The 20,252-nt window shown below is 71.7% G+C and carries 15 protein-coding genes and 2 pseudogenes; 9 read left to right on the forward strand and 8 right to left on the reverse strand.

Features of this window, described 5'->3' with window-relative positions:
* Nucleotides 1-55 precede the first annotated feature (55 nt).
* Nucleotides 56-487 (forward strand): annotated as a pseudogene (locus tag ACGFZQ_RS04065) (peptidase S8); the annotation flags it as partial.
* Here ACGFZQ_RS04065 and ACGFZQ_RS04070 read toward each other — a convergent pair.
* The 3 genes from ACGFZQ_RS04070 to ACGFZQ_RS04080 all read right to left on the reverse strand — a co-directional run bounded on the left by ACGFZQ_RS04070 (nt 450) and on the right by ACGFZQ_RS04080 (nt 4,516).
* Nucleotides 450-1,850, reverse strand: coding sequence for a carboxyl transferase domain-containing protein (locus ACGFZQ_RS04070; RefSeq protein WP_393839049.1), 1,401 nt, complete (start codon nt 1,848-1,850; stop codon nt 450-452). The pseudogene ACGFZQ_RS04065 and the gene ACGFZQ_RS04070 sit on opposite strands and share 38 nt — an antisense overlap.
* Nucleotides 1,843-3,324, reverse strand: coding sequence for an acyl-CoA synthetase (locus ACGFZQ_RS04075; protein ID WP_393839050.1), 1,482 nt, complete (start codon nt 3,322-3,324; stop codon nt 1,843-1,845). Before ACGFZQ_RS04075 ends, ACGFZQ_RS04070 begins: the two co-directional genes overlap by 8 nt.
* A gap of 106 nt (nt 3,325-3,430) precedes the next feature.
* Nucleotides 3,431-4,516 (reverse strand): MerR family transcriptional regulator, encoded by a 1,086-nt coding sequence (locus ACGFZQ_RS04080; RefSeq protein ID WP_393839051.1) that lies wholly within the window; start codon nt 4,514-4,516, stop codon nt 3,431-3,433.
* A gap of 155 nt (nt 4,517-4,671) precedes the next feature.
* Between ACGFZQ_RS04080 and ACGFZQ_RS04085 the strand changes: the two genes are divergently transcribed.
* The gene (locus tag ACGFZQ_RS04085; RefSeq protein ID WP_393839052.1) at nt 4,672-5,544 is read left to right on the forward strand and encodes a RimK family alpha-L-glutamate ligase; all 873 of its coding nucleotides are present in this window, start codon (nt 4,672-4,674) and stop codon (nt 5,542-5,544) included.
* Here the strand turns inward: ACGFZQ_RS04085 and ACGFZQ_RS04090 are convergent.
* Nucleotides 5,522-6,124: a hypothetical protein gene (locus tag ACGFZQ_RS04090; RefSeq protein ID WP_393839053.1), complete on the reverse strand. Its 603-nt coding sequence runs from the start codon at nt 6,122-6,124 to the stop codon at nt 5,522-5,524. The genes ACGFZQ_RS04085 and ACGFZQ_RS04090 overlap by 23 nt on opposite strands.
* Nucleotides 6,125-6,244: 120 nt before the next feature.
* On the opposite strand from ACGFZQ_RS04090, the gene ACGFZQ_RS04095 reads away from it, so the two are divergent.
* Nucleotides 6,245-7,018 carry an IclR family transcriptional regulator gene (locus ACGFZQ_RS04095; RefSeq protein ID WP_351691935.1) on the forward strand — a complete coding sequence of 258 codons (774 nt, stop codon included), beginning with the start codon at nt 6,245-6,247 and terminating at the stop codon, nt 7,016-7,018.
* A complete protein-coding gene (locus tag ACGFZQ_RS04100) occupies nt 7,015-7,881 on the forward strand; it encodes an SMP-30/gluconolactonase/LRE family protein (protein WP_393839054.1) in 867 nt (288 codons plus the stop codon). Before ACGFZQ_RS04095 ends, ACGFZQ_RS04100 begins: the two co-directional genes overlap by 4 nt.
* A gap of 122 nt (nt 7,882-8,003) precedes the next feature.
* On the opposite strand, the gene ACGFZQ_RS04105 is transcribed toward ACGFZQ_RS04100, so the two are convergent.
* From ACGFZQ_RS04105 to ACGFZQ_RS04115, 3 genes are read right to left on the reverse strand one after another with little or no spacing between them, the layout of a single operon-like run.
* Nucleotides 8,004-9,398, reverse strand: coding sequence for a pyridine nucleotide-disulfide oxidoreductase (locus tag ACGFZQ_RS04105; RefSeq protein WP_393839055.1), 1,395 nt, complete (start codon nt 9,396-9,398; stop codon nt 8,004-8,006).
* Nucleotides 9,391-10,626 (reverse strand): MAB_1171c family putative transporter, encoded by a 1,236-nt coding sequence (locus ACGFZQ_RS04110; protein WP_393839056.1) that lies wholly within the window; start codon nt 10,624-10,626, stop codon nt 9,391-9,393. The genes ACGFZQ_RS04105 and ACGFZQ_RS04110 overlap by 8 nt, the downstream gene beginning before the upstream one ends.
* A complete protein-coding gene (locus ACGFZQ_RS04115; RefSeq protein WP_393839057.1) occupies nt 10,623-11,225 on the reverse strand; it encodes a toxin-antitoxin system, toxin component family protein in 603 nt (200 codons plus the stop codon). Before ACGFZQ_RS04115 ends, ACGFZQ_RS04110 begins: the two co-directional genes overlap by 4 nt.
* 246 nt (nt 11,226-11,471) lie before the next feature.
* On the opposite strand from ACGFZQ_RS04115, the gene ACGFZQ_RS04120 reads away from it, so the two are divergent.
* From ACGFZQ_RS04120 to ACGFZQ_RS04140, 5 genes and pseudogenes are all read left to right on the forward strand, one after another.
* On the forward strand, nt 11,472-12,821 hold the full coding sequence (locus ACGFZQ_RS04120; RefSeq protein ID WP_382526768.1) for an extracellular solute-binding protein: 1,350 nt from the start codon (nt 11,472-11,474) through the stop codon (nt 12,819-12,821).
* Nucleotides 12,818-13,756 carry a carbohydrate ABC transporter permease gene (locus ACGFZQ_RS04125; protein WP_393839058.1) on the forward strand — a complete coding sequence of 313 codons (939 nt, stop codon included), beginning with the start codon at nt 12,818-12,820 and terminating at the stop codon, nt 13,754-13,756. The genes ACGFZQ_RS04120 and ACGFZQ_RS04125 overlap by 4 nt, the downstream gene beginning before the upstream one ends.
* Complete coding sequence (locus ACGFZQ_RS04130; RefSeq protein ID WP_393839059.1) at nt 13,753-14,610, forward strand: carbohydrate ABC transporter permease; 858 nt, start codon at nt 13,753-13,755, stop codon at nt 14,608-14,610. Before ACGFZQ_RS04125 ends, ACGFZQ_RS04130 begins: the two co-directional genes overlap by 4 nt.
* A gap of 259 nt (nt 14,611-14,869) precedes the next feature.
* Nucleotides 14,870-15,529 (forward strand): annotated as a pseudogene (locus ACGFZQ_RS04135) (arabinan endo-1,5-alpha-L-arabinosidase); the annotation flags it as partial.
* Between the two features lie 106 nt (nt 15,530-15,635).
* Nucleotides 15,636-17,147: an alpha-N-arabinofuranosidase gene (locus ACGFZQ_RS04140; RefSeq protein ID WP_393839060.1), complete on the forward strand. Its 1,512-nt coding sequence runs from the start codon at nt 15,636-15,638 to the stop codon at nt 17,145-17,147.
* A gap of 89 nt (nt 17,148-17,236) precedes the next feature.
* On the opposite strand, the gene ACGFZQ_RS04145 is transcribed toward ACGFZQ_RS04140, so the two are convergent.
* On the reverse strand, nt 17,237-20,239 hold the full coding sequence (locus tag ACGFZQ_RS04145; RefSeq protein WP_393839061.1) for a beta-galactosidase: 3,003 nt from the start codon (nt 20,237-20,239) through the stop codon (nt 17,237-17,239).
* Nucleotides 20,240-20,252 lie beyond the last annotated feature (13 nt).

A 20,252-nucleotide genomic window follows, 5' to 3' on the forward strand; every position in this document is an offset into this window, starting at 1 on the left:
CGCCTTCCCGCCGGCACCGCTCAACACCCGTGCAACACCGGTGCCGTGACACTCTTCCCACCAGGTGGTCACCGACACCGCCCTGGACGCCGGCAGCTGGCGGCTCGCCACCCGGGGCCACGCCGAGTGGACCTTCCGGTCGGCGGCCACCCCGGAGGGCCACTGGACCTACCTCCCGCTGATCAACCTCGCCTTCGACGTCGGCACCGACCTCGCGGGGGACGTCAGGGGCGGCCGGCGGGTCCCGGTCGGGATCAGCGCCTCGTACGTGGCCGGGGCGAGCGGCACCGGGACGCTGGGTGCCGGCCGCCTCCAGGTGTCGTACGACGACGGCGCCTCCTGGCGGAACGTCCCCCTCGGCCACGCCGGGCGCGGTGTGCTCGCGGTGCCGCGCGACGCCGCGTACGTCTCGCTGCGCGCCTCGGCGAGCGACGACCGGGGCGGCTCGGTCACCCAGGAGATCGTCCGGGCGGTGGGGGTGCGGTGACCCGGTCCCTCGGGTGACCCGTGATGCCCCGGACCACTCCCAGCTCCACCAGGTCCTGCGGCCGGATCCGCAGCTGGCCGGCGGTGGCCTCGACCTCCTCCGGGGGCCGCTTGAGGATCGCCGCCGCCGGCTCCGGGGCGATGACCGAGAAGTAACTGTCGGGCGTGGCCCAGGTGTTGCCGGGTGCGGCCAGAGCCAGCGCGCCGCCCGAGCCGCCCTCGCCGATGACCAGGGTGGTGATCGGTGTACGGGCCGAGGCCACCGCGCCGAACAGCTCCGCGATCGCCGCGCCCACGCCCTGCCGTTCCGCCTCGGCGTCGTTGGCGGCGCCCGGGGTGTCGACGAGGGTCAGCACGGGGATCCCGAGCCGGTCGGCGAGGCGTATCAGGCGGGTCGCGGTCCGGTATCCGGCGGGCCGGGTCGCGGTGCCGGTCTGCGCGGCGAAGGCGACGGTACGGCCGTCCCGCTCGCCGAACCCGCACAGCATCCCGCCCGGATCCGCGCCGCCGCACCGGTCGCCGACGAGGGCGCCCCGGCGGTCACCGAACCAGGCGTCCAAGTAGGCCTGGGCGCGCGGCCGCCGCGGAGACCGGGCCCGCTGGACGGCCTGCCACCCGGTGCCGGGCAGGCCGGTGTCACCCAGGGCGTCCGGCGGGTCCGCGGGGGCCGTGGCCGGGTTCGTGAGCAGGCGCAGCCACAGCCCGAGCGTCGCCTTCAGCTCTGCCAGCGGCACCACGGCGTCCGCCGACCCCGCCGCGAGCTGCGCCTGGGCGGTGTACGCCGCCGGGTCCGCGTCCGGCGGGCGGACCCGGGAGCCCGCGAAGCCCACCTGCGCCCCGGGCAGCGCCAGGATCACATCGGCGCCGGCGCCCAGGGTGGCCCAGCCGCCGCCGGTCGTCGGATCGCGCAGGACCGCGATCTGCGGCAGCCCCGCCTCCCGGGTGAGCGCCGACTGCCGGGCCACCCGCTGGAGTTGGGACAGGGCGAGCATGCCCTCCTGCATCCGGCTGCCGCCGGTGGCGACCAGCGGGACGACCGGGAGCCGGTGCCCGCGGGCATGCGCGTACGCCGCCTCCAGCCGGTCCCCGGTCCGCTCGCCCAGCGAGCCGCCGAGGAACCCGAACTCGAACACGATCAGCACGGCCGCCGTGCCCTCGACGCGCGCGGTGCCGACGACGACGGACTCCTCCTCGCCGGTGCGCTCGGCGGCACGGGCGCGCGAGGCGTCGTACCCCTGCCAGCCGAGAGGTCCGTCGGGCCGGGACTCCCTTGCCGGGGAGGGGAGTTCGGCGAAGGTGCCGGGGTCGGCGACGAGGTCGAGGAACTGCCGGGCGGAGAGCCGGACCGGCCGGTTCTCAGACACCCAGGGACCGCTTCATGATCTTCCCCATGTCGTTGCGGGGGAGCGCGTCCAGGTAGCGGACGACACGCGGGCGCTTGTGCGGGGCGAGCCGGCCGGCGACATGGTCCGCCAATTCCCTTTCCCCGGGCGGGGACTGCGGATCCGCCGGGACGATCCATGCGACGATCCGCTCGCCGAGGTCCGCGTCCGGCTCCCCGGTGACGGCGGCCTCCCGCACCCCCGGATACTCCAGGAGCGCGTTCTCGATCTCACCGGCCCCGATCTTGTAACCGCCGCTCTTGATCAGGTCGGTGGCCTTCCGCCCGACGATCCGCACATAGCCGTCCGGCTCCCGCACGGCCATGTCGCCGGTCCGGAACCAGCCGTCGGCGGTGAAGGCGGCGGCGGTGGCGTCGGGCCGGTTGAGGTACTCGGTGAACAGGTTCGGGCCGCGCACCTGGATCTCCCCGACGGTCTCCCCGTCGTACTCGGCGATCGCGGTCCCGTCCTCCTGCACCAGCCGCAGCTCCACACCCGGCAGCGGCACCCCGACGGTCCCCGCCCGGGCCTCCCCGTCCGCGCGCACACTGGTGTTCATCAGTGTCTCCGTCATGCCGTACCGCTCGATGACCCGCCGCCCGGTCGCGGCCGCGATCCGCTCGTGGTCGTGGACGGGCAGCGCGGCCGAGCCGGAGACCAGCAGCCGGGCCCGGCCGAGGGCCTTCGCCAGCGCGGGGTCGCCGGGCAGGGCCTCGGCGATGCGGTGGTACATGGTGGGGACGCCGAACACCATGGTCGCGCCGTCGTTCAGCTCGCGGGTCACGCCCTCGGTGTCGAACCGCCCGAGGTGCCGCACGGAACCACCGCGCCGCAACGGTCCGAGGATCCCCAGCACCAGCCCGTGCACATGGAACAACGGCAGCCCGTGCACCAGCACGTCGTCCCCGGTCCACTGCCAGGCGTCGGCCAGCGCGTCCAGGGTGGCGGCCAGCGCCCGGCGCGGGAGGACGGCGCCCTTGGGCGGGCCGGTGGTGCCGGAGGTGTAGACGACGAGGGCGGGGTCGGCCTCGGTGGTGCGGTCCTCGGGGACCGGGCCGGAGGCGTGCGCGTCGACGTCGATCCGCGGCAGCCCGGCGAGCGCGGCGGGGAGTTCGGCACCGGGCGCGGCCAGCACGGCCGTCGGCGCGCTGTCGGAGAGGATGTGCGCGAGTTCCTTGTCGCCGGACTTGGGGTTGAGCGGTACGGCGGCTCGGCCGGCGAGCAGGGTGCCGACGACGGCGACGGCCGTCTCCAGCTCCGGGGTCGCCCACACGGCGACCCGGCCGGCGTCCCGCACCCGGGCCGCGAGGGCGCCCGCGGCGGCGGCGAACTGCCCGTACGTCAACGACCGCTCACCGAACCGCAGGGCGACCTTCCCCCAGACTTCGTCCGGGGGGACCCCCATCTCGCTGCGCTCGCCCGGACCGTCCACCAGGGCCGGAAACAGAAGGGACACGCGACGACTCCTCACCGGTCGGAACCTCGACACCCCCTTCCTACACCAGCCACCACCCTCCGGGGCCGCCCCACCTCCCGTCCCGGGTCGGCTCTTGCCTCGTCTGCTATCCGGCGTGGACGGATGGACGGGTGGGAGACGCCACGTCGGCGACGACCGCGCTCACGTTGTCAGGGCCGCCCACCGAGTTCGCCTCGTCGACCAGCCCCCGTACCGCAGCGCCCGGCTCCAGGCCGCTCCCGCCCAGCAGCTCCTGGATCCGTTCGTCGGAGACCACCCTGGTCAGTCCGTCCGAGCACAGCAGGTACCGGTCGCCGCTCCGGGCCTCGTGCAGTTTCAGATCCGGTGTGGCCGGCTCACCCCCCGACAGCGCCCTGGCCAGCAGCATCCGCTGCGGATGGCTGGCGGCCTCCGCCGGCGTCAGCCGCCCCTCGTCGATCAGCGACTGCACCACACTGTGGTCGTGCGTGATCCGGAACAGCTCCCCGTCCCGCAGCAGATACGCCCGCGAGTCCCCGATGTGCACCAGGGCCAGCCGGGACCCGGTCCACAGCAGCGCGGTGAGTGTCGTACCGACGTCCTCGCTGCCCTCCGCCACGGCCCGCACGGCCTCGTCCGCCGAACGCACCGCGTCCTCCAGGAGGTTCAGCACGTTCCCCGCCGAAAGCTCGGCGTCCTCCAGGAACTTCAGCGCGTCCACGGCGGCGGCGCTGGCCAGCGCCCCGCCCGCCCCGCATCCGTCGGCGACGGCCAGCAGCCGGCGCCCCGCGTACACGGTGTCCTGGTTGGCCGGCCGGACATGCCCCCGGTCCGAGTGGGCGGCGTAACGCAACTCCAGCATCTTCGTCGTTTCCCTTCTCGACTCTCCGGACAGGTGGTCGACGAGGAACGCGGCCAGGTCCCGTCGTACGGCGGTCTCCGCCTCGACCCGGGCCCAGTAGGCCCGGATCTCCTGAGCGGCCCGGTCGGCGGGCAACCCGCACACCTCGCGGATCGGCGCCAACGGCATCCCCAGCCGCCGCAGCCAGGCCACCAGCCGGGCCCGTTCGAGCTGCTCGGCGGCGTAGTACCGGTAGCCGGTGTCCGGGTCGACCCGGGCGGGCCGCAGCAGATCCAGCTCGTCGTACAGCCGCAGCGCCTTCGGCGACAGCCGGCAGGCCTTCGCGAAGGCACCGATGGTCAGCCACTCCATGCCGTACCTCGTGTTCCTCGGCGTCTGTCACCGATGCTGGGGCTTCACCGAAGGTGAAGGTCAACAGGGCGGGCGCGGTTGCGGTGCGGTCGGTGTGGGTGGTTAGCCTGCGGCGGAACGGAAACCGGTCGTCATCTGGACAAGGGAGCCCCGCCGTGCCCCGAATAGCCCTCGCCACCTACGATCCCGGCGCGGAGCCGAGCAAGGACCAGGACCTGCCGGTGCTGCTGCGCGCGCTGGCCGCCGCGGGGGCGGACGCCGTGGCCCGTCCCTGGGACGCCCCCGGCGTGCAGTGGGGTGCCTTCGACCTGGTCGTCATCCGCTCCACCTGGGACTACAGCTGGCGCACGGAGGAGTTCCTGCCGTGGCTGGAGCGGGTGGGGAAGGCGACCCGGATCGCGAATCCGGCCGCGGTGGTCCGCTGGAACAGCGACAAGCGGTACCTCGGGGATCTCGCGGCGGCCGGTGTGCCCGTCGTGCCGACCCGGTATCTCGCCCCGGGCGACCCGGTCGAGCTGCCGTCCGACCGCGACTTCGTGGTCAAGCCCACCTTCGGCGCCGGCGCCCGGTTCGCCGCCCGCTACTCGCCCGACGAGCACGGGACGGCCGTACGGCACCTCGCCCGGATGCACGGCGAGGGGCTGACCGCGATGGTCCAGCCGTACGTCGCCGGCATCGACGTCAGCGGCGAGCGGGCGCTGCAGTTCTTCGGCGGGCGGCTGCTGCACGCCAGCCGCAAGCGGGCCGTCCTCACCCCGGGCACGGCGTACGACGCGGACAAGGTCGCCCACCCCGACCTGGCGCGATGGGACCCGACTCCGGCCGAACTCGCTCTCGCGGAGCGCGCGTTGGCCGCCGTGCCGGAGGCGCCCGAGCTGCTGTACGCCCGGGTGGACCTGGTCGACGGGGCGGACGGGCGGCCGCAGGTGATGGAGCTGGAACTGGTCGAGCCGAACCTGTTCCTGTTCCTGCACCCCGGGTCGGTGGACGCGGTGGCGGAGGCGGTCATCGGCGCGGCTCGTCGATGACCGCGGTGCGCTGCAGCAGGCCCCAGGTGAACTCGGCGACCACCTGACGGCCGTCGGGCACCTTGAAGGTGAGGCCCCAGCAGGTCGGGGCCGTGCCCTCCAGGGGGCGGGCGGGGGCGAAGGCGCGGGCGGCCTCGTCGACCGTGCAGGACCAGGGGGTCAGGTCGTCGAAGGTCTCCAGCCTGGGGGCGGGGGCGCCGGGGGCGCGGACCAGCCACTCGTTCCAGACCGCGCCGCCGGGGGCGACCATGACCTCGAAGCGGAGGGTGGGCCACAGGGGGAGCGGCCACTGCCAGGCCATGCACTCCAGGTCGCCGACGGTGCGTTTGGTCTCGGAGTCGGGCGGGCCGAGGACGGAGCGATAGCGAGACGCCGCGGCGCGCGAACGCGGCGAGCGGACCATCGCCTGCCACCGCTTGTTGGCCTCGCGCGTGTCCGTGAGCGACGCGCCCAGCGTGCGCCGGGCGTCCTCGACCAGGTCCGGGTTGTGGTCGGCCATACGGCGCAGCAGCACCAGCTGGAAGTCCAGTTGCATGCCACCCATGGTGCACATACCGCTACCCGGCTGGTTCCCGGCCATTGCCCGGGCAATCCCCGATGGCTAGCCTGTGTTCGTCATGCCGATCGCCTGTTGATATCTCGAACGTTTCCGCCAGCTTTGACGATATCCGGCGCTTAGACCCAAGGGAGGGGGCCGGACGTGGGACGCCTTGTGCCTGCCGTGACCCGGGCTCTCGACATTCTTGAGCTCTTCCTCGACGGGGACGGGACTCTCTCCGCCCCCGACATAGTGCGCAGACTCCAGCTGCCGCGCACCACCGTGCACGAGCTGGTGACCACGCTCTCCGCCCGGTCGTACATCGTGCCCGTACCCGGACAGCCCGGACGATACCGGCTCGGCGTCCGTCCCTACCAGCTCGGCAGCCGGTATGCCGAGCAGCTCGACCTGGCCGCCGAGGGCCAGCAGGTCGCCCGGTCCGTCGCCGAGACCTGTGACGAGACCGTCCACGTGGCGATCCTCGAAGGCACCGACGTCATCTACATCGCCAAGGTCGACTCCACGCACGCGGTCCGCATGGTCTCCGCCGCCGGCCGCCGCCTCCCCGCCCACTGCACCTCGGTCGGCAAGATGCTGCTGGCCTCGCTGTCGGAGCAGGAGCTGTCCGCGCGCATCCCGGACGACGCCGACCTCGTCGCGATGACCGTGAACAGCATCACCGAGCCGGACGCGCTGCGCGAGGCCCTCGCCGAGATCCGGGCGCGTGGCATCGCCGTGGAGAGCCGGGAGTCCAATCCGGACGTCTCCTGTGTCGCCGCGCCGGTCCGCGACCGTACCGGCCAGGTCGTCGCGGCGATGTCCATCTCCGTCCCGATGATCCGCTGGAGCGACGAGCGCCGCGTCGAGTTGGAGCAGCTCGCCGCCAAGGGCGCCGCCGAACTCTCCGAGCGCCTCGGCCACCGGAGCGTGGCATGACGACGGCACGCACGGCACACACGGCGTACGAGGTCGCGGTGGCGGCGGAGGCGACGCTCGGCGAGGGCCCGACGTGGGACGCGGCGACCGGCCGCCTCGTCTGGATCGACGTCCTGGGTGCGCGGATCCACACCTACGACCCGGCCACGGGCCGCCGTACGATCCGCACCGCCGAGCAGCACATCGGCGCGGTCAAGCCCCGCGCGAACGGCGGCCTGGTCCTCAACCTGCGCGACGGCGTCGGGCTCCTCGACCCCGACGACACGTTCCGCTGGCTGCACCGCGAGCCGGTTCCCGGCCGCCGCGCCAACGACGCGGCGGTGGCGCCGGACGGCTCCCTGTGGGCGGGCACGATGCGCTACGACGAGACGGTGGGCGGTGGCACGCTGTCCCGGGTGACCGGTGACGGCTCGGTCACGACCCTGCTGCCCGATGTCACCGTCAGCAACGGGACGGGCTGGAGCCCGGACGGCAGCCGCGTGTACTACGTCGACACGCCGACCCGCCGCGTGGACGTCTTCGACTACGACGGCGAACTCCCCGCCAACCGGCGTCCGTTGGTGACCATCGAGGAGGGTGCCGGGTTCCCCGACGGGCTGACGGTCGACGCGGAGGGCTGTGTGTGGGTGGCGCTGTGGGGCGGGGGAGCGGTGCGCCGCTACACGCCTGACGGCGAGCTGGACCGGGTGATCGGCCTGCCGGCATCGCTGACGACGGCCTGTGCGTTCGGCGGCGCCGACCTGACCGACCTGTACGTCACGACGGCACGGGTGGGACTGGAGCGGCCGCATCCGACGGCGGGTTCTTTGCTGGTGATTCCGGGGGCCGGCAAGGGAGTCGCCCAACCGGCGTTCCAGGGGTAGCGGTTGCCTCGACCGTCCGTTCGACTGCGGGTGCGTGGGGGCTGGTCGCGCAGTTCCCCGCGCCCCTGAAGGGGCACGTCGTAGCCCTGCAAGTGCCGGTAAGCGACACCCCCCACCCGCACTTACAAGACCCCCGCCGCCTTCAGCTCCTCCGCGGTCAGCGGGGGTCGGGTCAGCTGGGGTCTCAGCGGGCCCACCAGGGCCCCCAGCACCACACCCGGCTTCATCAGCACCTCCGCGCCCCGCTCCAGCGACGTCACGTCCGTCACCCGGCGGGCGATCCGGCCGTTCCCGGTCGCTGTGTACAGGAGGCGGTTCACATACGCCTGCGCCAGCCGGTCCCGCAGTGTCGGTCCGTTCTTCGTCGCGCCGGGGTAGAACACGTCCGCACCCGTCGACAGTTCCCAGGCTGCCCGCGCCGGCCGGCTCACCGCCTTCTGGAGGGACCGGGCGAGCCCGGGTGCGCCCCAGCCCTGACGCCGTATCACGTCCCGTACGGCGAGCGCCCCTTGTGCCGCCACCGACATCCCGTGCCCATACACGGGGTTGAGCGCGCACAACGCGTCGCCGAGGACGGTCAGGTTCTCCGGCCAGGCCTGGGCCCGTTCGTAGAAGTGGCGCCGGTTGGCCGTCGTGCGGGTCACCGACACGTCGGTCAATGGCTCGGCGTTCGCGAGGAGTTCGGCGATGACCGGGTGGGCCAGTTCCTCCCGGGCGTAGCGCAGGAAGTCGTCGGCGTCGGCGCCTGGTTCGCCGCCCCGGCTGCCGTGGAGGGTGACCAGCCACCGGCCGTTCTCGATCGGCATCAGGACGCCGCCGCGTCCGGCGCGGCCGCCCTGCGGGCTCGCCTGGAGGTTGACGATCGGGAAGCCGGTGCGGACCGCCTCCGCCGGGGCCCGGAACATCCGGCTGGCGTAGGCGATACCGGCGTCGACCTCGCGGAACTCGGGTGTGGGGAGGCCGAGTTCGGCCAGCCAGGCGGGTGTGCGGGAGCCGCGGCCGGTCGCGTCGACGACCAGTTGGGTGGTGCGCACGTGTTCCGCGCCGGAGTCGAGCGCCCGCAGCCGTACGCCCGTGACGGCGAGGTCCGTGCCGAGCAGGCCCACCGCCTCGGTTCGCGTCAGCAGTTCGATCCGGTCGTCGGCGAGCACCCGCTCCCGTACCACCCAGTCCAGCAGGTCCCGGCTGCCCGGCAGCACGAACGCCGACTCCGCCCAGCGCCGGTACCAGCCCTGCGGGGACAGGGCCACCATGTCCGTGGTCACCGGCAGCCGCCGTATCCCCGCCGAACGCAGCCGCCCGATGGTGCCGGGCAGCAGTTCCTCCAGGGCGCGTGCGCCGCCGGACCACAGCTGGTGGACGTGCCGGGCCTGCGGGAGCCCCTTGCGCGGTTCCGGTCCGGCGGGTAGCGCGTCCCGTTCCACGACCACGATCCGGTCAGTGAAGGGGGCGAGCGCCCGGGCCGCGAGCAGGCCGGCGAGGGAGCCGCCGAGGACGATGGCGGTGCGGTCAGTCATGAAGGGCAACGCTCTCTGCTGGGGCGGTCGCACGTTCCCGTACCGCCTCGATCCGGTCGGGGTGGCGCAGCGCCCGGGAAACCGCCCCGATCTCCCGGAGAAGGTGGGTGGCGTCCGGGCCGCCGGCCGCGTCGGAGGGTTCGAGGGTACGGCCCCGGGTGCCGACGGCGTTCAGGATGCTGACCGCGGAGGCCAGCGCCCGGGCCCGTTCGGGCGGGTGGCCGAGGCCGAGCGCGGCGTCGTAGGAGCGCCGGTCGAGGTCGGCGTCGATGCGCCGGGTCAGGGGCAGCAGCACGTCCCGGATGAACGTCTCGCGCCGGGTCAGCCTCAGTTCGGGCGTGGCGCGCAGCACGAAGGGGACGCCGTCGCCGTGCACGGTCCGGGTCAGCTGGTACAGCGGCCGCAGCTCGTGGTGGGCGAGCCGGACCCGCCAGCGGTCGTGGAGGTACTGGCCGGCGTGCGGGAGGATGAAGCCGACGGCGATGTTGATCGCGGACAGGGCGGCGACCGGCGGGGCCAGGCTGGTGCTGAGCCAGTCCAGGTCCGAGCCGCACCAGCGGGCGGTGACCGCGACCAGCTTGCAGACGTCGAAGATCAGGTTCAGGACGTAGCCGACGCCGAGCAGCTTCAGTCCCCAGCGCAGCCAGGCGTCCAGGCCCTCGGTGCGCACCCAGTTCCAGATCAGCCGTGAGGTGATGAGACAGGCCACGCAGTGGGCGACGAGGTAGAGCAGGATCTCCTCGCGCATGAAGGGGGTGGTGGCGTAGTACGTGTCCAGGTCCCGGAGCCGTTCCACCGGTACGTCGGCGAGCGCGAACAGCAGCCACAGCGCGGCGATCACCGAGGAGTAGCCGACGATCACCCAGCGCATCGCGCGCCGGGTGGCGGCCGAGCGGTCGGCGAGCCCGTTGCGCCAGGCGATGATCAGCAGCAGACAGGAGCCGCCGAACGCGGTGATGAGCGAGTAGGCCCAGGGCGCGGAGATGTTGGGGACGCCGGTCCACCGGTTCACGGTGGCGATCGTCGACGGCGTGCAGAACACGAACACCGCGCAGGCGAGCAGCAGCAGGCCGCCGACCGCGCGCAGCAGCGGGTCGCGCCACAGCCGGATGATGGTGGGCAGTTTGATCACCAGGGCGGTGGTCAGTACCGCGGTGGGGATCCAGAAGGAGATGTAGAGCTCGCTGAGCAATCCCGAGGGGTTCGCCGCCGACAAGGGTGTGGTCACCGTGCCGCTCCGCCGCGTCCGCGGTAGCCGAGGGTGCGCTGGACGGGGTCGGACGGGGAGCGGCGCCGCTGCTCGACATAGGGCCGGAAGGCGGTCGCCAGCCGGTACCCGAACTCGTCGGCTTCGGCCTCGTCGGACTCCCGGGAGCCGTTGCGTGCGGCCGCCGTCAACGCCGTGTCCCGCCAGCCGGGCCGGCCGGCCAGCGCGCGTGCCGCCTCCGGGCCGACCCCGTGGTGATGGCGGTGGCCGGTGTGCAGATGCCACAACTCATGGCCGAGGATGACCAGTTGCTGTACGGCTTCGGCCCGCTCCTCGACGATGACCAGGTCGAAGTCGTGGAACTCCACCCACAGTCCGGTGACCTCGATCTCGTCCGGGAACCGCTCGAACCGCAGCTCCACCGGCCGCCCGCCGCGCAGCGCGGTCATCTCCTGGCACAGCGCCCGGCACAACTCGCCCACCCCGGCGGGCTGTGGGGACCGGGTGCGGACGGCGGCGGTGAGGTCGGCGGCGAGGACGCGCATCTGTGTGCCCGGCCGGGCGCGCCGCAGCCTCGCGGCGATCCCGGCCCACCGGTGCCGCGCGCCGGCCAAGTCCATCGCTCCCCTTTCGTACCGCCCCGACGGCGGTCACCGCGCTGCGTCGGCCCGTCCGAGATTACGCGTCCGGATGTGTCCGCGTCATGGCTTCCGGTGCCGGTGGTTCACCCGGCAACGACCTTCGGCCGCAGGAATATCCCGCCGGACCCATTGACGCGGAAGCGCTTCGATTTTACGGTCCCGTTCGAAGTTACGAGCGCTCTACGAGATTTCGAACACCTAGGACTTCTACAGTAAGGGCAGGGCATGGGACGACCTGGCCTGAATCGCAGGCAGCTACTGGGCACGGCAGGAGGGTTGGCGGTCGCGGGCAGCCTCGGCTTCGCCGCCCTCGGCACCGGCGCCGACGCGCTCGCCTCCAGCGCGGACACCCGGGTGCGCTACTGGAACCTCTTCAGCGGCGGCGACGGCGCCAACATGATCGCGATGCTGGACGCCTTCCGCAGCGGACACCCCGACATCGACGTGAAGGACTCCACCCTCCAGTGGGGCAACCCCTTCTACACCAAACTCGCCATGGCCGCCGCGGGCAACCGCGCCCCCGAGCTCGGTGTCATGCACATGGGCCGGGTCGCCGGCTTCTCCCCGGGCCGGCTCCTCGACCCGTGGGACCTGGACCTCCTCGCCAAGTACGGTGTCCGCAAGGCGGACTACAACCCGGCGCTGTGGAACCGCGGTGTCATCGACGGCAAGCTCTACGCCCTCCCGCTCGACATCCACGTACAGCTCTGCTTCTACCGCAGGGACGTCCTGAAGAAGGCCGGCCTGCTCGGCGACGACGGCCTGATGATCCCGGTCACCTCCACCGACGAGTGGTTCGACGTCCTGAAGAAGGCCAAGGCGGTCCAGAAGAAAGGCCTGCAGACCATCGGCCTGTGGACCAACGACCAGAACTTCCAGTGGTGGTTCTTCGTCGCCTTCTACACCCAGCTCGGCGGCAAGTGGTTCGACGCCGACAACACCGAGGTCCTCTTCGACACCGACAAGGCCACCCAGGTCCTGGAGTTCTTCCGCAGGCACGTCACCGACGGATACGTCATCCCGGGCGCGCCGACCGGCGAACAGTTCATCAACGGCGCCCCCTTCACCTGGGAGGGCAACTGGTCGGTGCCCGTCTTCTCCGGCGCCGGGCTGGACTACGGCGCGACCCCGCTGCCGCCCGTCTTCGGCAGGCAGGCCACGCACGCCGAGTCGCACTCCTTCGTCCTGCCGCACCAGTCGGGCCGCGGCGGCGCCACGAACGAGGCCGCGCACGAACTGGCCGCGTACGTCGTCACCCACGCCCTCCAGTGGGCGGCCGGCGGCCACATCCCCGCGTACACGCCGACGCTGTCCACCGCCGCGTACAAGAAGCTCACCCCGCAGAAGGAGTACGTCTCCGCGATGTACCACCAGGCCACCGAGCCGAAGGTGTGGTTCGCGGGCTCCACCGGCGTCCTCGCCCAGGACCTCGGTCCGTTGGTCGTCTCCTCGACGATGGGCTCCGCCAAGCCGGCCGCCGTCGCGCAGACGATGCGGAAACACCTCGTCAAGCTCCTCGCCTCGAAGAACCCGATGGACGGCAGGACCGCCGCGCAGGGAGGTACGGCCGCATGACGACCAGTGCAGGGACCGTCGTCGCACCGGTGCGGGCGAGGACCGCCGCCGCCTCCGCGACCGTCCGCCGCAAACAGGGCTTCCAGCACGGGGGCTGGTTCGTCGCCCCGTTCCTGGCGCTCTTCACGCTGTTCGTGGTCTGGCCGCTGCTGCGCGGTGTCTACCTCAGCTTCACCGACGCCAACATCTCCGGCGACGGCGCGAGCTTCATCGGCCTCGACAACTACCGCGAGGCGCTGCACGACCGGGCGATGTGGGACGCGCTCGGGCACAGCGCCTACTTCACGCTGCTCGTCGTCCCGTCCATCACGGTGCTCGCCTTCCTGCTCGCGATGCTCGCCCACCACATCGAGCGCGGCAAGTGGCTGTGGCGCCTGTGCTTCTTCGCCCCTTTCCTGCTCCCCTCCACGGTCGCCGGCAACATCTGGCAGTGGCTGTTCACCCAGGGCATCGGCCTTTTCAACGAGACCTTCGGGCTCGACACCCCCTGGCTGACCGACAAGTCGTACGCGATGCTCGCCATCGTCATCACCACCCTGTGGTGGACGGTCGGCTTCTCCTTCCTCCTCTACCTCGCCGCCCTCCAGGCCATCCCCGACCACCTCTACGAGGCCGCCAAGCTGGACGGAGCGAACGCCTGGCACCGGACGGTCCACATCACCCTGCCGATGCTGCGCCACATCACCGGACTGGTGATCGCGCTCCAGGTCCTCGCCTCGCTCCAGCTCTTCGACCAGGCGGTCGTGATGATGGACTTCGGCCCGGGCCCGGAGCTCTCCACCCGCAGCTTCGTCCAGTACACCCTCGAACAGGGCTTCACCAGCTACCGCGTGGGCTACGCCTCCGCGATGTCCGTCATCTTCTTCGTGATCATCGCTGCCGTCGCCCTCGGACGGACGGCGCTGCTGCGCAACCGTGAGGAGGGCACCCGATGAGCACCACCCAGATCCGCCTGAAGGCCCGCAGGCCGTGGACGCCCAGCCAGATCATCCTGACCCTCCTCGGCGTCGCCGTCTCCGCCGTCTTCGTGGCACCGATCGCCGCGGCCCTGTTCACCTCGCTCAAGTCCGAGGCCGAGGCCGCCGAGATCCCGCCGCACTGGCTGCCGAAGGTGTGGACCGGCCAGGCCTGGAAGGCCCTGTGGGAGACCGGCAACATCACGAACTGGTTCGTCAACTCCCTCGTGGTGTCGATCCTGGTGACGGCCGTCGTGGTCACCGTCGCCGCCCTCGCCGGATACGGCTTCGCCCGCACCGAGTTCCGCGGCAAGGGCCCGCTGCTGGCCCTGGTCATGACGGGCCTGATGATCTCCCCGGCCGTCCTCGGCGTCCCCCTGTTCACCACCGTCCAGCAGATGGGGATGGTCGACACCTACTGGGGCATGATCCTCCCGCAGTGCGCCCCCGCCGCCATGGTCTACATCCTCTACAAGTTCTTCCAGGGCATCCCGCGCGAACTGGAGGAGGCCGCCTTCATCGACGGCGCCGGCCGCTGGCGGATCTTCTTCACCATCGTCGTCCCGCTCTCCCGGCCCTCCCTCGCCGCGGTCGGCATCTTCACCTTCATCGCCTCGTGGAACAACTTCCTGTGGCCGTACATGGTGACCAACAACCCCGACCTGATGACCATGCCGAACGGCATCGCGACCGTCATGAACTCCTACGGCATCCAGTGGGCCCAGCTCATGGCCGGCGGCCTCATGGCGGGCCTGCCGCTGATCGTCGTCTTCGTCTTCTTCCAGCGCCAGATCGTGGCGGGCGTCGCCCACACGGGCCTGGCCGGCCAGTAGGGAGCCCGAGTTGAAGCGCTTCACTCGTAAGGGTGGAGACGTGGGCCGATCCGGTATCTGCGTCCCGTCGACCGGCGTCGCCGCTGTTACAGTCGGCTTGTCCGGCAACGTAGTTGGCGGACCTACCGCCGGACGGGCGGGAAGTCAGGCCGGTGGAGGCCCGCGTAAGACCACGCGAAAATCGTGGCAGCGGCCGTTGAAGCAGGAACCCGCGGATGTGCCACCACGTGGTGCAGGCCGGAATCGCCAGCTCTCGGGCGGGCGAGGACGTCAATGGCTCTACTACGCTGTCTCCTCCTGGGGCACCAACCACTCCGCGATCGGCGTGGCCACCTCCCCGTCCGGCCTCCCGGGCACCTGGACCGACCAGGGCAAGGCGTTCTCGTCGGAGACCACGGACTCCTGGAACGCCATCGACCCGGCGATCGTGCGCGCCGACGGCAAGCTGTGGATGGCGTTCGGCTCGTACTGGACGGGCATCCGCATGATCCAGCTCGATCCCGGGACCGGCAAGGCGATCCCCGGCACGACGGTCGAACACCTGGCGACCCGCCCGGACGCCCCCTACGCCGTCGAAGGCGCCTCGATCCTCCACCACGGCCGCTACTACTACCTCTTCGCGTCCTACGACGCCTGCTGCGCGGGCGTGAACTCGACGTACAAGATCAGGGTGGGCCGCTCGACGACGGTGACGGGGCCGTACGTGGACAGCACGGGGAAGCCGCTGCTGGAGGGCGGCGGCGACCTCCTCCTCTCCTCCCACGGCCGCTACATCGGCCCGGGCGGCGAGTCGACGTTCCGCGCGAACGGCAAGACGTGGCTGGCGTACCACTACTACGACGCAGCTGACAATGGCACCCCGAAGCTGGGGCTCAACCCCTTGAGCTGGACAAAGGACGGCTGGCCAGTGCCCCTTTAGGGGCGCGGGGCTGTGTCCATTTGCGGCTCCGCCGCGTGGGCGCGAGCAACCACGAACCACCTGCACCCGCCCACGATTGAGAACAATCCACCCCGAAAGGCGAACATTGCGCACCGCCCGCTTCACCCTCGACCCCGCCTTCACGATCGGCCCCGTAAACCCCCGCCTCTTCGGCTCCTTCGTCGAGCACCTGGGCCGCTGCGTCTACACCGGCATCTTCGAGCCCACCCACCCCACGGCCGACGCCGAAGGCCTCCGCACCGACGTCCTCGACCTCGTCCGTGAACTCGGCGTCACCACTCTCCGCTACCCCGGCGGCAACTTCGTCTCGGGCTACAAGTGGGAAGACTCCGTCGGCCCGGCAGCGGAGCGCCCCCGCCGCCTCGACCTCGCCTGGCGGTCGACGGAGACCAACCGCTTCGGACTCAGCGAGTACATCGCCTTCCTGAAGAAGGTCGGCCCGCAGGCCGAGCCCATGATGGCGATCAACCTCGGCACGCGGGGCGTGGCGGAGGCCCTGGAACTCCAGGAGTACGCCAACCAGCCCTCCGGAACCGCCCTGTCGGACCTCCGTGCCGCCCACGGCGACAAGGACCCCTTCGGCATCAAGGTCTGGTGTCTGGGCAACGAGATGGACGGCCCCTGGCAGACCGGCCACAAGACCGCCGCGGAATACGGCCGCATCGCCGCCGAGACCGCCCGTGCCATGCGCCAGATGGACCCGTCCGTGGAGCTGGTCGCCTGCGGTTCCTCCAGCCAGTCCATGCCGACCTTCGCCGAGTGGGAGGCGACGGTCCTCGCGGAGACGTACGAACTGGTCGACTACATCTCCCTGCACGCCTACTACGAGCCCCAGGACGGCGACGTCGACTCCTTCCTGGCCTCCGCCGTCGACATGGAGTCCTTCATCGAGAACGTGGTCGCCACCTGTGACCACGTGGGCGCCAGGCTGAAGTCCAAGAAGAGGATCAACCTCTCCTTCGACGAGTGGAACGTCTGGTACACCTCGAAGTGGCACGCGATCGAGAACTCCGACGCGCGGGACTGGCCCGAGGCCCCGCGCCTCCTGGAGGACAACTACAGCGTCACGGACGCCGTCGTCTTCGGCTCCCTCCTCATCGCGCTGCTCCGGCACGCCGACCGCGTCACGGTGGCCTGCCTGGCCCAGCTGGTCAACGTCATCGCCCCGATCATGACCGAGCCCGGCGGCCCCGCCTGGCGCCAGACGACGTTCTTCCCCTTCGCCCAGGCGTCCCGGTACGGCCGGGGCCAGGTCCTGGACGTCCGCGTGGACTCACCGACGTACGAGACGACGAAGTACGGCGAGACGAGCCTGCTGCACGCGACGGCGGTCAGGGCCGATGACGGCACGGTGACCGTCTTCGCCGTCAACCGCAGCCGGACGGAGACCCTGCCCCTGGAGATCGCCCTGAGCGGCCTGGACCTGACGGCGGTGACCGAACACAGCGTCCTGTCGGACCAGGACCCCGACGCCCGCAACACGTTGGAGGAGCCGGAGCGGGTAACCCCTCACCTGGCCGAGGGCACGGCTTTGAAGGAGGACACGCTCAAGACCACCCTGGAGCCCCTGTCCTGGAATGTGATCCGACTGGCCTAGGGATCAGCGCCCCTTGCTTTTAGGGGCGCGGGGCTGTATCGATTTGCGGCTCCGCCGCGTGGGCGCGAGCAACCACACACAACCCGCACTCAACGGCCGGGGGAGTCCACCGAAGCCACCGGTACTCCTCCGGCCGCACTCCCCAGCAACTCCAGCCGCACAACCCCCGGCCCGAACTCGCTCGTCCCATCCGAAAGCACAGCCAGGGCCAACGTATTGGCCCCCCGGGTCCGCAGAATCCCGTTCGGCAGCACGAACGTGTGCTGCGGTCCCACGTCGTTGACGTACTGCCCGAGGTTCCACCCGTTCAGGAAGATCTGCACCCGATAGGCCCGCGCCGGATCGTCTTCCAGCACCAGCCCCACCGACGCGTCGACCCCGTCCGGCACCGCCAGCTTGAAGCCCGTGCGGTACCAGGTGACGCCCATCCCCTTGTCGGCGCGCGGAAGTTCGGCCGGCTCCCACCCGCCGTCCGCGAACCCGGGCAGATGCCAGCCTTTCCGCTCCCCGTAGAGGCCGCCGTTGTTCAGCGGCCCCCGCACCGGATCGGGCGCGGTCTCGCCCTGGATCCGCCAACTCACCTTCGGGGAGGCACCCTTGAAGGTCACGGCGGTCAGGCCGCGGGCCACCTTGTGGGTGTCCAGGGAGCGGCCGTTCATGTCGTGCTGCATCCGCCGCACCAGCACGGACAGCACGTGCTTCTGCTGCTCGCGCCGCTTGTCCTTCTCCCCCTTCTTGGGTTTGGCGACGGAGAACTCGGCCGTGGCCGCCCAACTGCCCTGCCGGACCGTCTTCGTGTCCGGCACCGGCATCCGGTGCGAACCGAGCGGCTTCCCGTCCAGCCAGGCCATCAGCATGCCCTGGGTGCCCGTGCTGTAGGCGAGGGAGAGGGACGCCAGGTCCTCGAGGTCGCCGTCCACCCGGCCTCGGTACCAGACGTCCCCGTAGTGGAAGCCGTAGTCGTCGGCGAACAGCACCGGCTGACCGTCCGGGACGGGCGTCGTGCTGAACGACGTCTTCTTGTCGGCGACCGTCCACGACGAGTCGTCGAAGGCCGGCGCCGACTCGGGGTTCTCGGTCTTCCGGCGCCAGCCGGCCAGGACCGGCAGTGCCGGCTTCGGCGCCCCCGCCAGGTCCGACGTGGCGACCAGGCTCTCGGAGAGGGTCACCCGGGTCTGTACCGGCCGCCCGTTCCAGGTGACCGAGGTGATCCCGCGCGGCCCCCACACCTCCACGCCGCTCGGTCCGACCGTGTCCCCGGTGAGCTGCACGGTCCCGCCGCTGAGCTTGGCGTGCCGCAGCAGTGCGGGGCCGTAGACCAGCAGGGTGCCGGACGGGGTGTCGTACGGGAACAGCCGGAGCGAGGTCGCGTCGTCGGCGAAGAGCAGGAGCAGCGGGGTGTCGCTCTCGCCGCGCTGGACCAGGACCCGGGTGAGCCCGCCCTGGCCGAGCGGCGCGGTGACGTGCAGGACGCCCTGGTCGTAGACCCAGGCCGCCTCGGCGTCCAGGCGCTGGACGAAGGGCTCGGCCGGGCACTCCAGGACCAGGTGCGCCATCTCGCCGTACCGGCCGGTGAACAGGGCGATGTCGTACCGGCCGGCGGTGAACACGGCCATCGGCTGGGCGGTGGCGTACCGCAGCTTCCGCTTGCCGAGGGAGAGCCCGGTGGTGATGAGCCGGGCGTCCTTGGCCGGGACGGTGACCTCGATGTCGTCGCCCCCGTCCCGCTTGCGGGTCTTCAGGGTGGACGTCACCTCGCTCGCACTGTCGTTGCGCAGCACGTACACGTGCGCCTGGGTGTCCGGGTTGGTGAGGTGGTACGTCTTCAGCCCGTCCGCGTGGACGTCCGCCGCGCGCTCCAGCTTGGCGAAGTCCGGGACGCGTTGCAGGAGGTGGCCGAGTTGGTGCATCGGGGCGATCTTCGGGGTGATGTTGCGGGCCTCGTCGATGACCGCGCCGTAGTCGTACGACGTGTAGACGACCGGTGCCGGCAGCCAGCCCCAGTTCGTGCCGCCGTAGGTCATGTAGACGTTGTGCAGGGTGATGCCGTTGGCGAGGTTGGTGAGGTAGAAGCGGCGTTCGTAGGCCGCGTCCCGGGTGCGCCGGGACTCGGCGTACCCCTTGCCGCCGAACTCGACCCCGCCCCACGGGTCGAACCAGCCGCCCCCGAACTCCGGCACGAACCCGGGCGTACGGGGGCTGGCGGTCGCGCCGCCCTTGAGGCCGCCGATCCCGAAGTCGCCCCAGTCCGGCGGGGTCTGGGTGGGGGCGGGGTAGCCGTCGAAGCCGTACAGCCACTTCCCGCTCTCGCCGCCGGTGTCGAAGGAGCCGGGGATCCAGTAGCCGTTGCGGCCCTTGTCGTTGTGGAAGAGGGGGACGTCGATGCCGTCCGCGCGCACCTTCTTGTACAGGTGGGACATGTAGGCGGGGCCGGCCGGGTCGGCGATGTGGCCGTCGTACTCGTTCTCGATCTGGTAGAGCAGGACGGTCCCGCCGCCGTCCGTGTGCTGGTGGCGGCGCACGATGCGGTTGACGGCCGTCAGCCACGCGTCGACGTGCCCGAGGTAGACCGGGTCGTCGGTGCGGGCCGAGCCCTGCGTGGCGGTGAGCCAGCCGGGGAAGCCGCCGGCGTCGACCTCGGCGTTGATGTAGGGGCCGGGGCGCAGGATGACGTACAGCCCGGTCTCGGCGGCGGTGCGCAGGAACAGGTCGAGGTCGCGGACGCCGGTGAAGTCGAACGTGCCGGGCGCGGGGGAGTGGTAGTTCCACGCCACGTAGATGCTGACGGTGTTGTAGCCGTGCGCCCGCATCTTCTCCAGGACGTCCCGCCACAGGGACGGGCTCGGGAGCCGGAAGGGATGCAGTTCACCGGACCACACCACCAGCCGGCGGCCGTCGACGACCAGGGAGTAGTGGTCGTGGCCGATGGCGTGTCGCCGCCCGTCGGCGCTCGGCGCGGCGGGGGCCGGGCCGGTCGGCACGGTGCGTGCGGCGTAGGCCGCGGGCGCCCCGGGGCCGCCGCTGCCGCCCAGGGCGAAGCCGAGCGCGGTCGAGCCGGCGAGGGCACTGAAGGTACGTCTGCTGAGCGCCAAGGGATCCTCCCGG

Origin of the sequence: Streptomyces sp. NPDC048254 (genome assembly GCF_043201895.1) — a bacterium.
Classification (GTDB): domain Bacteria; phylum Actinomycetota; class Actinomycetes; order Streptomycetales; family Streptomycetaceae; genus Streptomyces.

Excerpts from the sequence above, each read along its gene's own strand:
- ACGFZQ_RS04080 (WP_393839051.1), bottom strand. The coding sequence starts at position 4,516 with ATGGAGTGGCTGACCATCGGTGCCTTCGCGAAGGCCTGCCGGCTGTCG.
- ACGFZQ_RS04090 (WP_393839053.1), bottom strand. The coding sequence starts at position 6,124 with ATGGCCGGGAACCAGCCGGGTAGCGGTATGTGCACCATGGGTGGCATG.
- ACGFZQ_RS04100 (WP_393839054.1), top strand. The coding sequence starts at position 7,015 with ATGACGACGGCACGCACGGCACACACGGCGTACGAGGTCGCGGTGGCG.
- ACGFZQ_RS04105 (WP_393839055.1), bottom strand. The coding sequence starts at position 9,398 with ATGACTGACCGCACCGCCATCGTCCTCGGCGGCTCCCTCGCCGGCCTG.
- ACGFZQ_RS04115 (WP_393839057.1), bottom strand. The coding sequence starts at position 11,225 with ATGGACTTGGCCGGCGCGCGGCACCGGTGGGCCGGGATCGCCGCGAGG.
- ACGFZQ_RS04120 (WP_382526768.1), top strand. The coding sequence starts at position 11,472 with ATGGGACGACCTGGCCTGAATCGCAGGCAGCTACTGGGCACGGCAGGA.
- ACGFZQ_RS04125 (WP_393839058.1), top strand. The coding sequence starts at position 12,818 with ATGACGACCAGTGCAGGGACCGTCGTCGCACCGGTGCGGGCGAGGACC.
- ACGFZQ_RS04130 (WP_393839059.1), top strand. The coding sequence starts at position 13,753 with ATGAGCACCACCCAGATCCGCCTGAAGGCCCGCAGGCCGTGGACGCCC.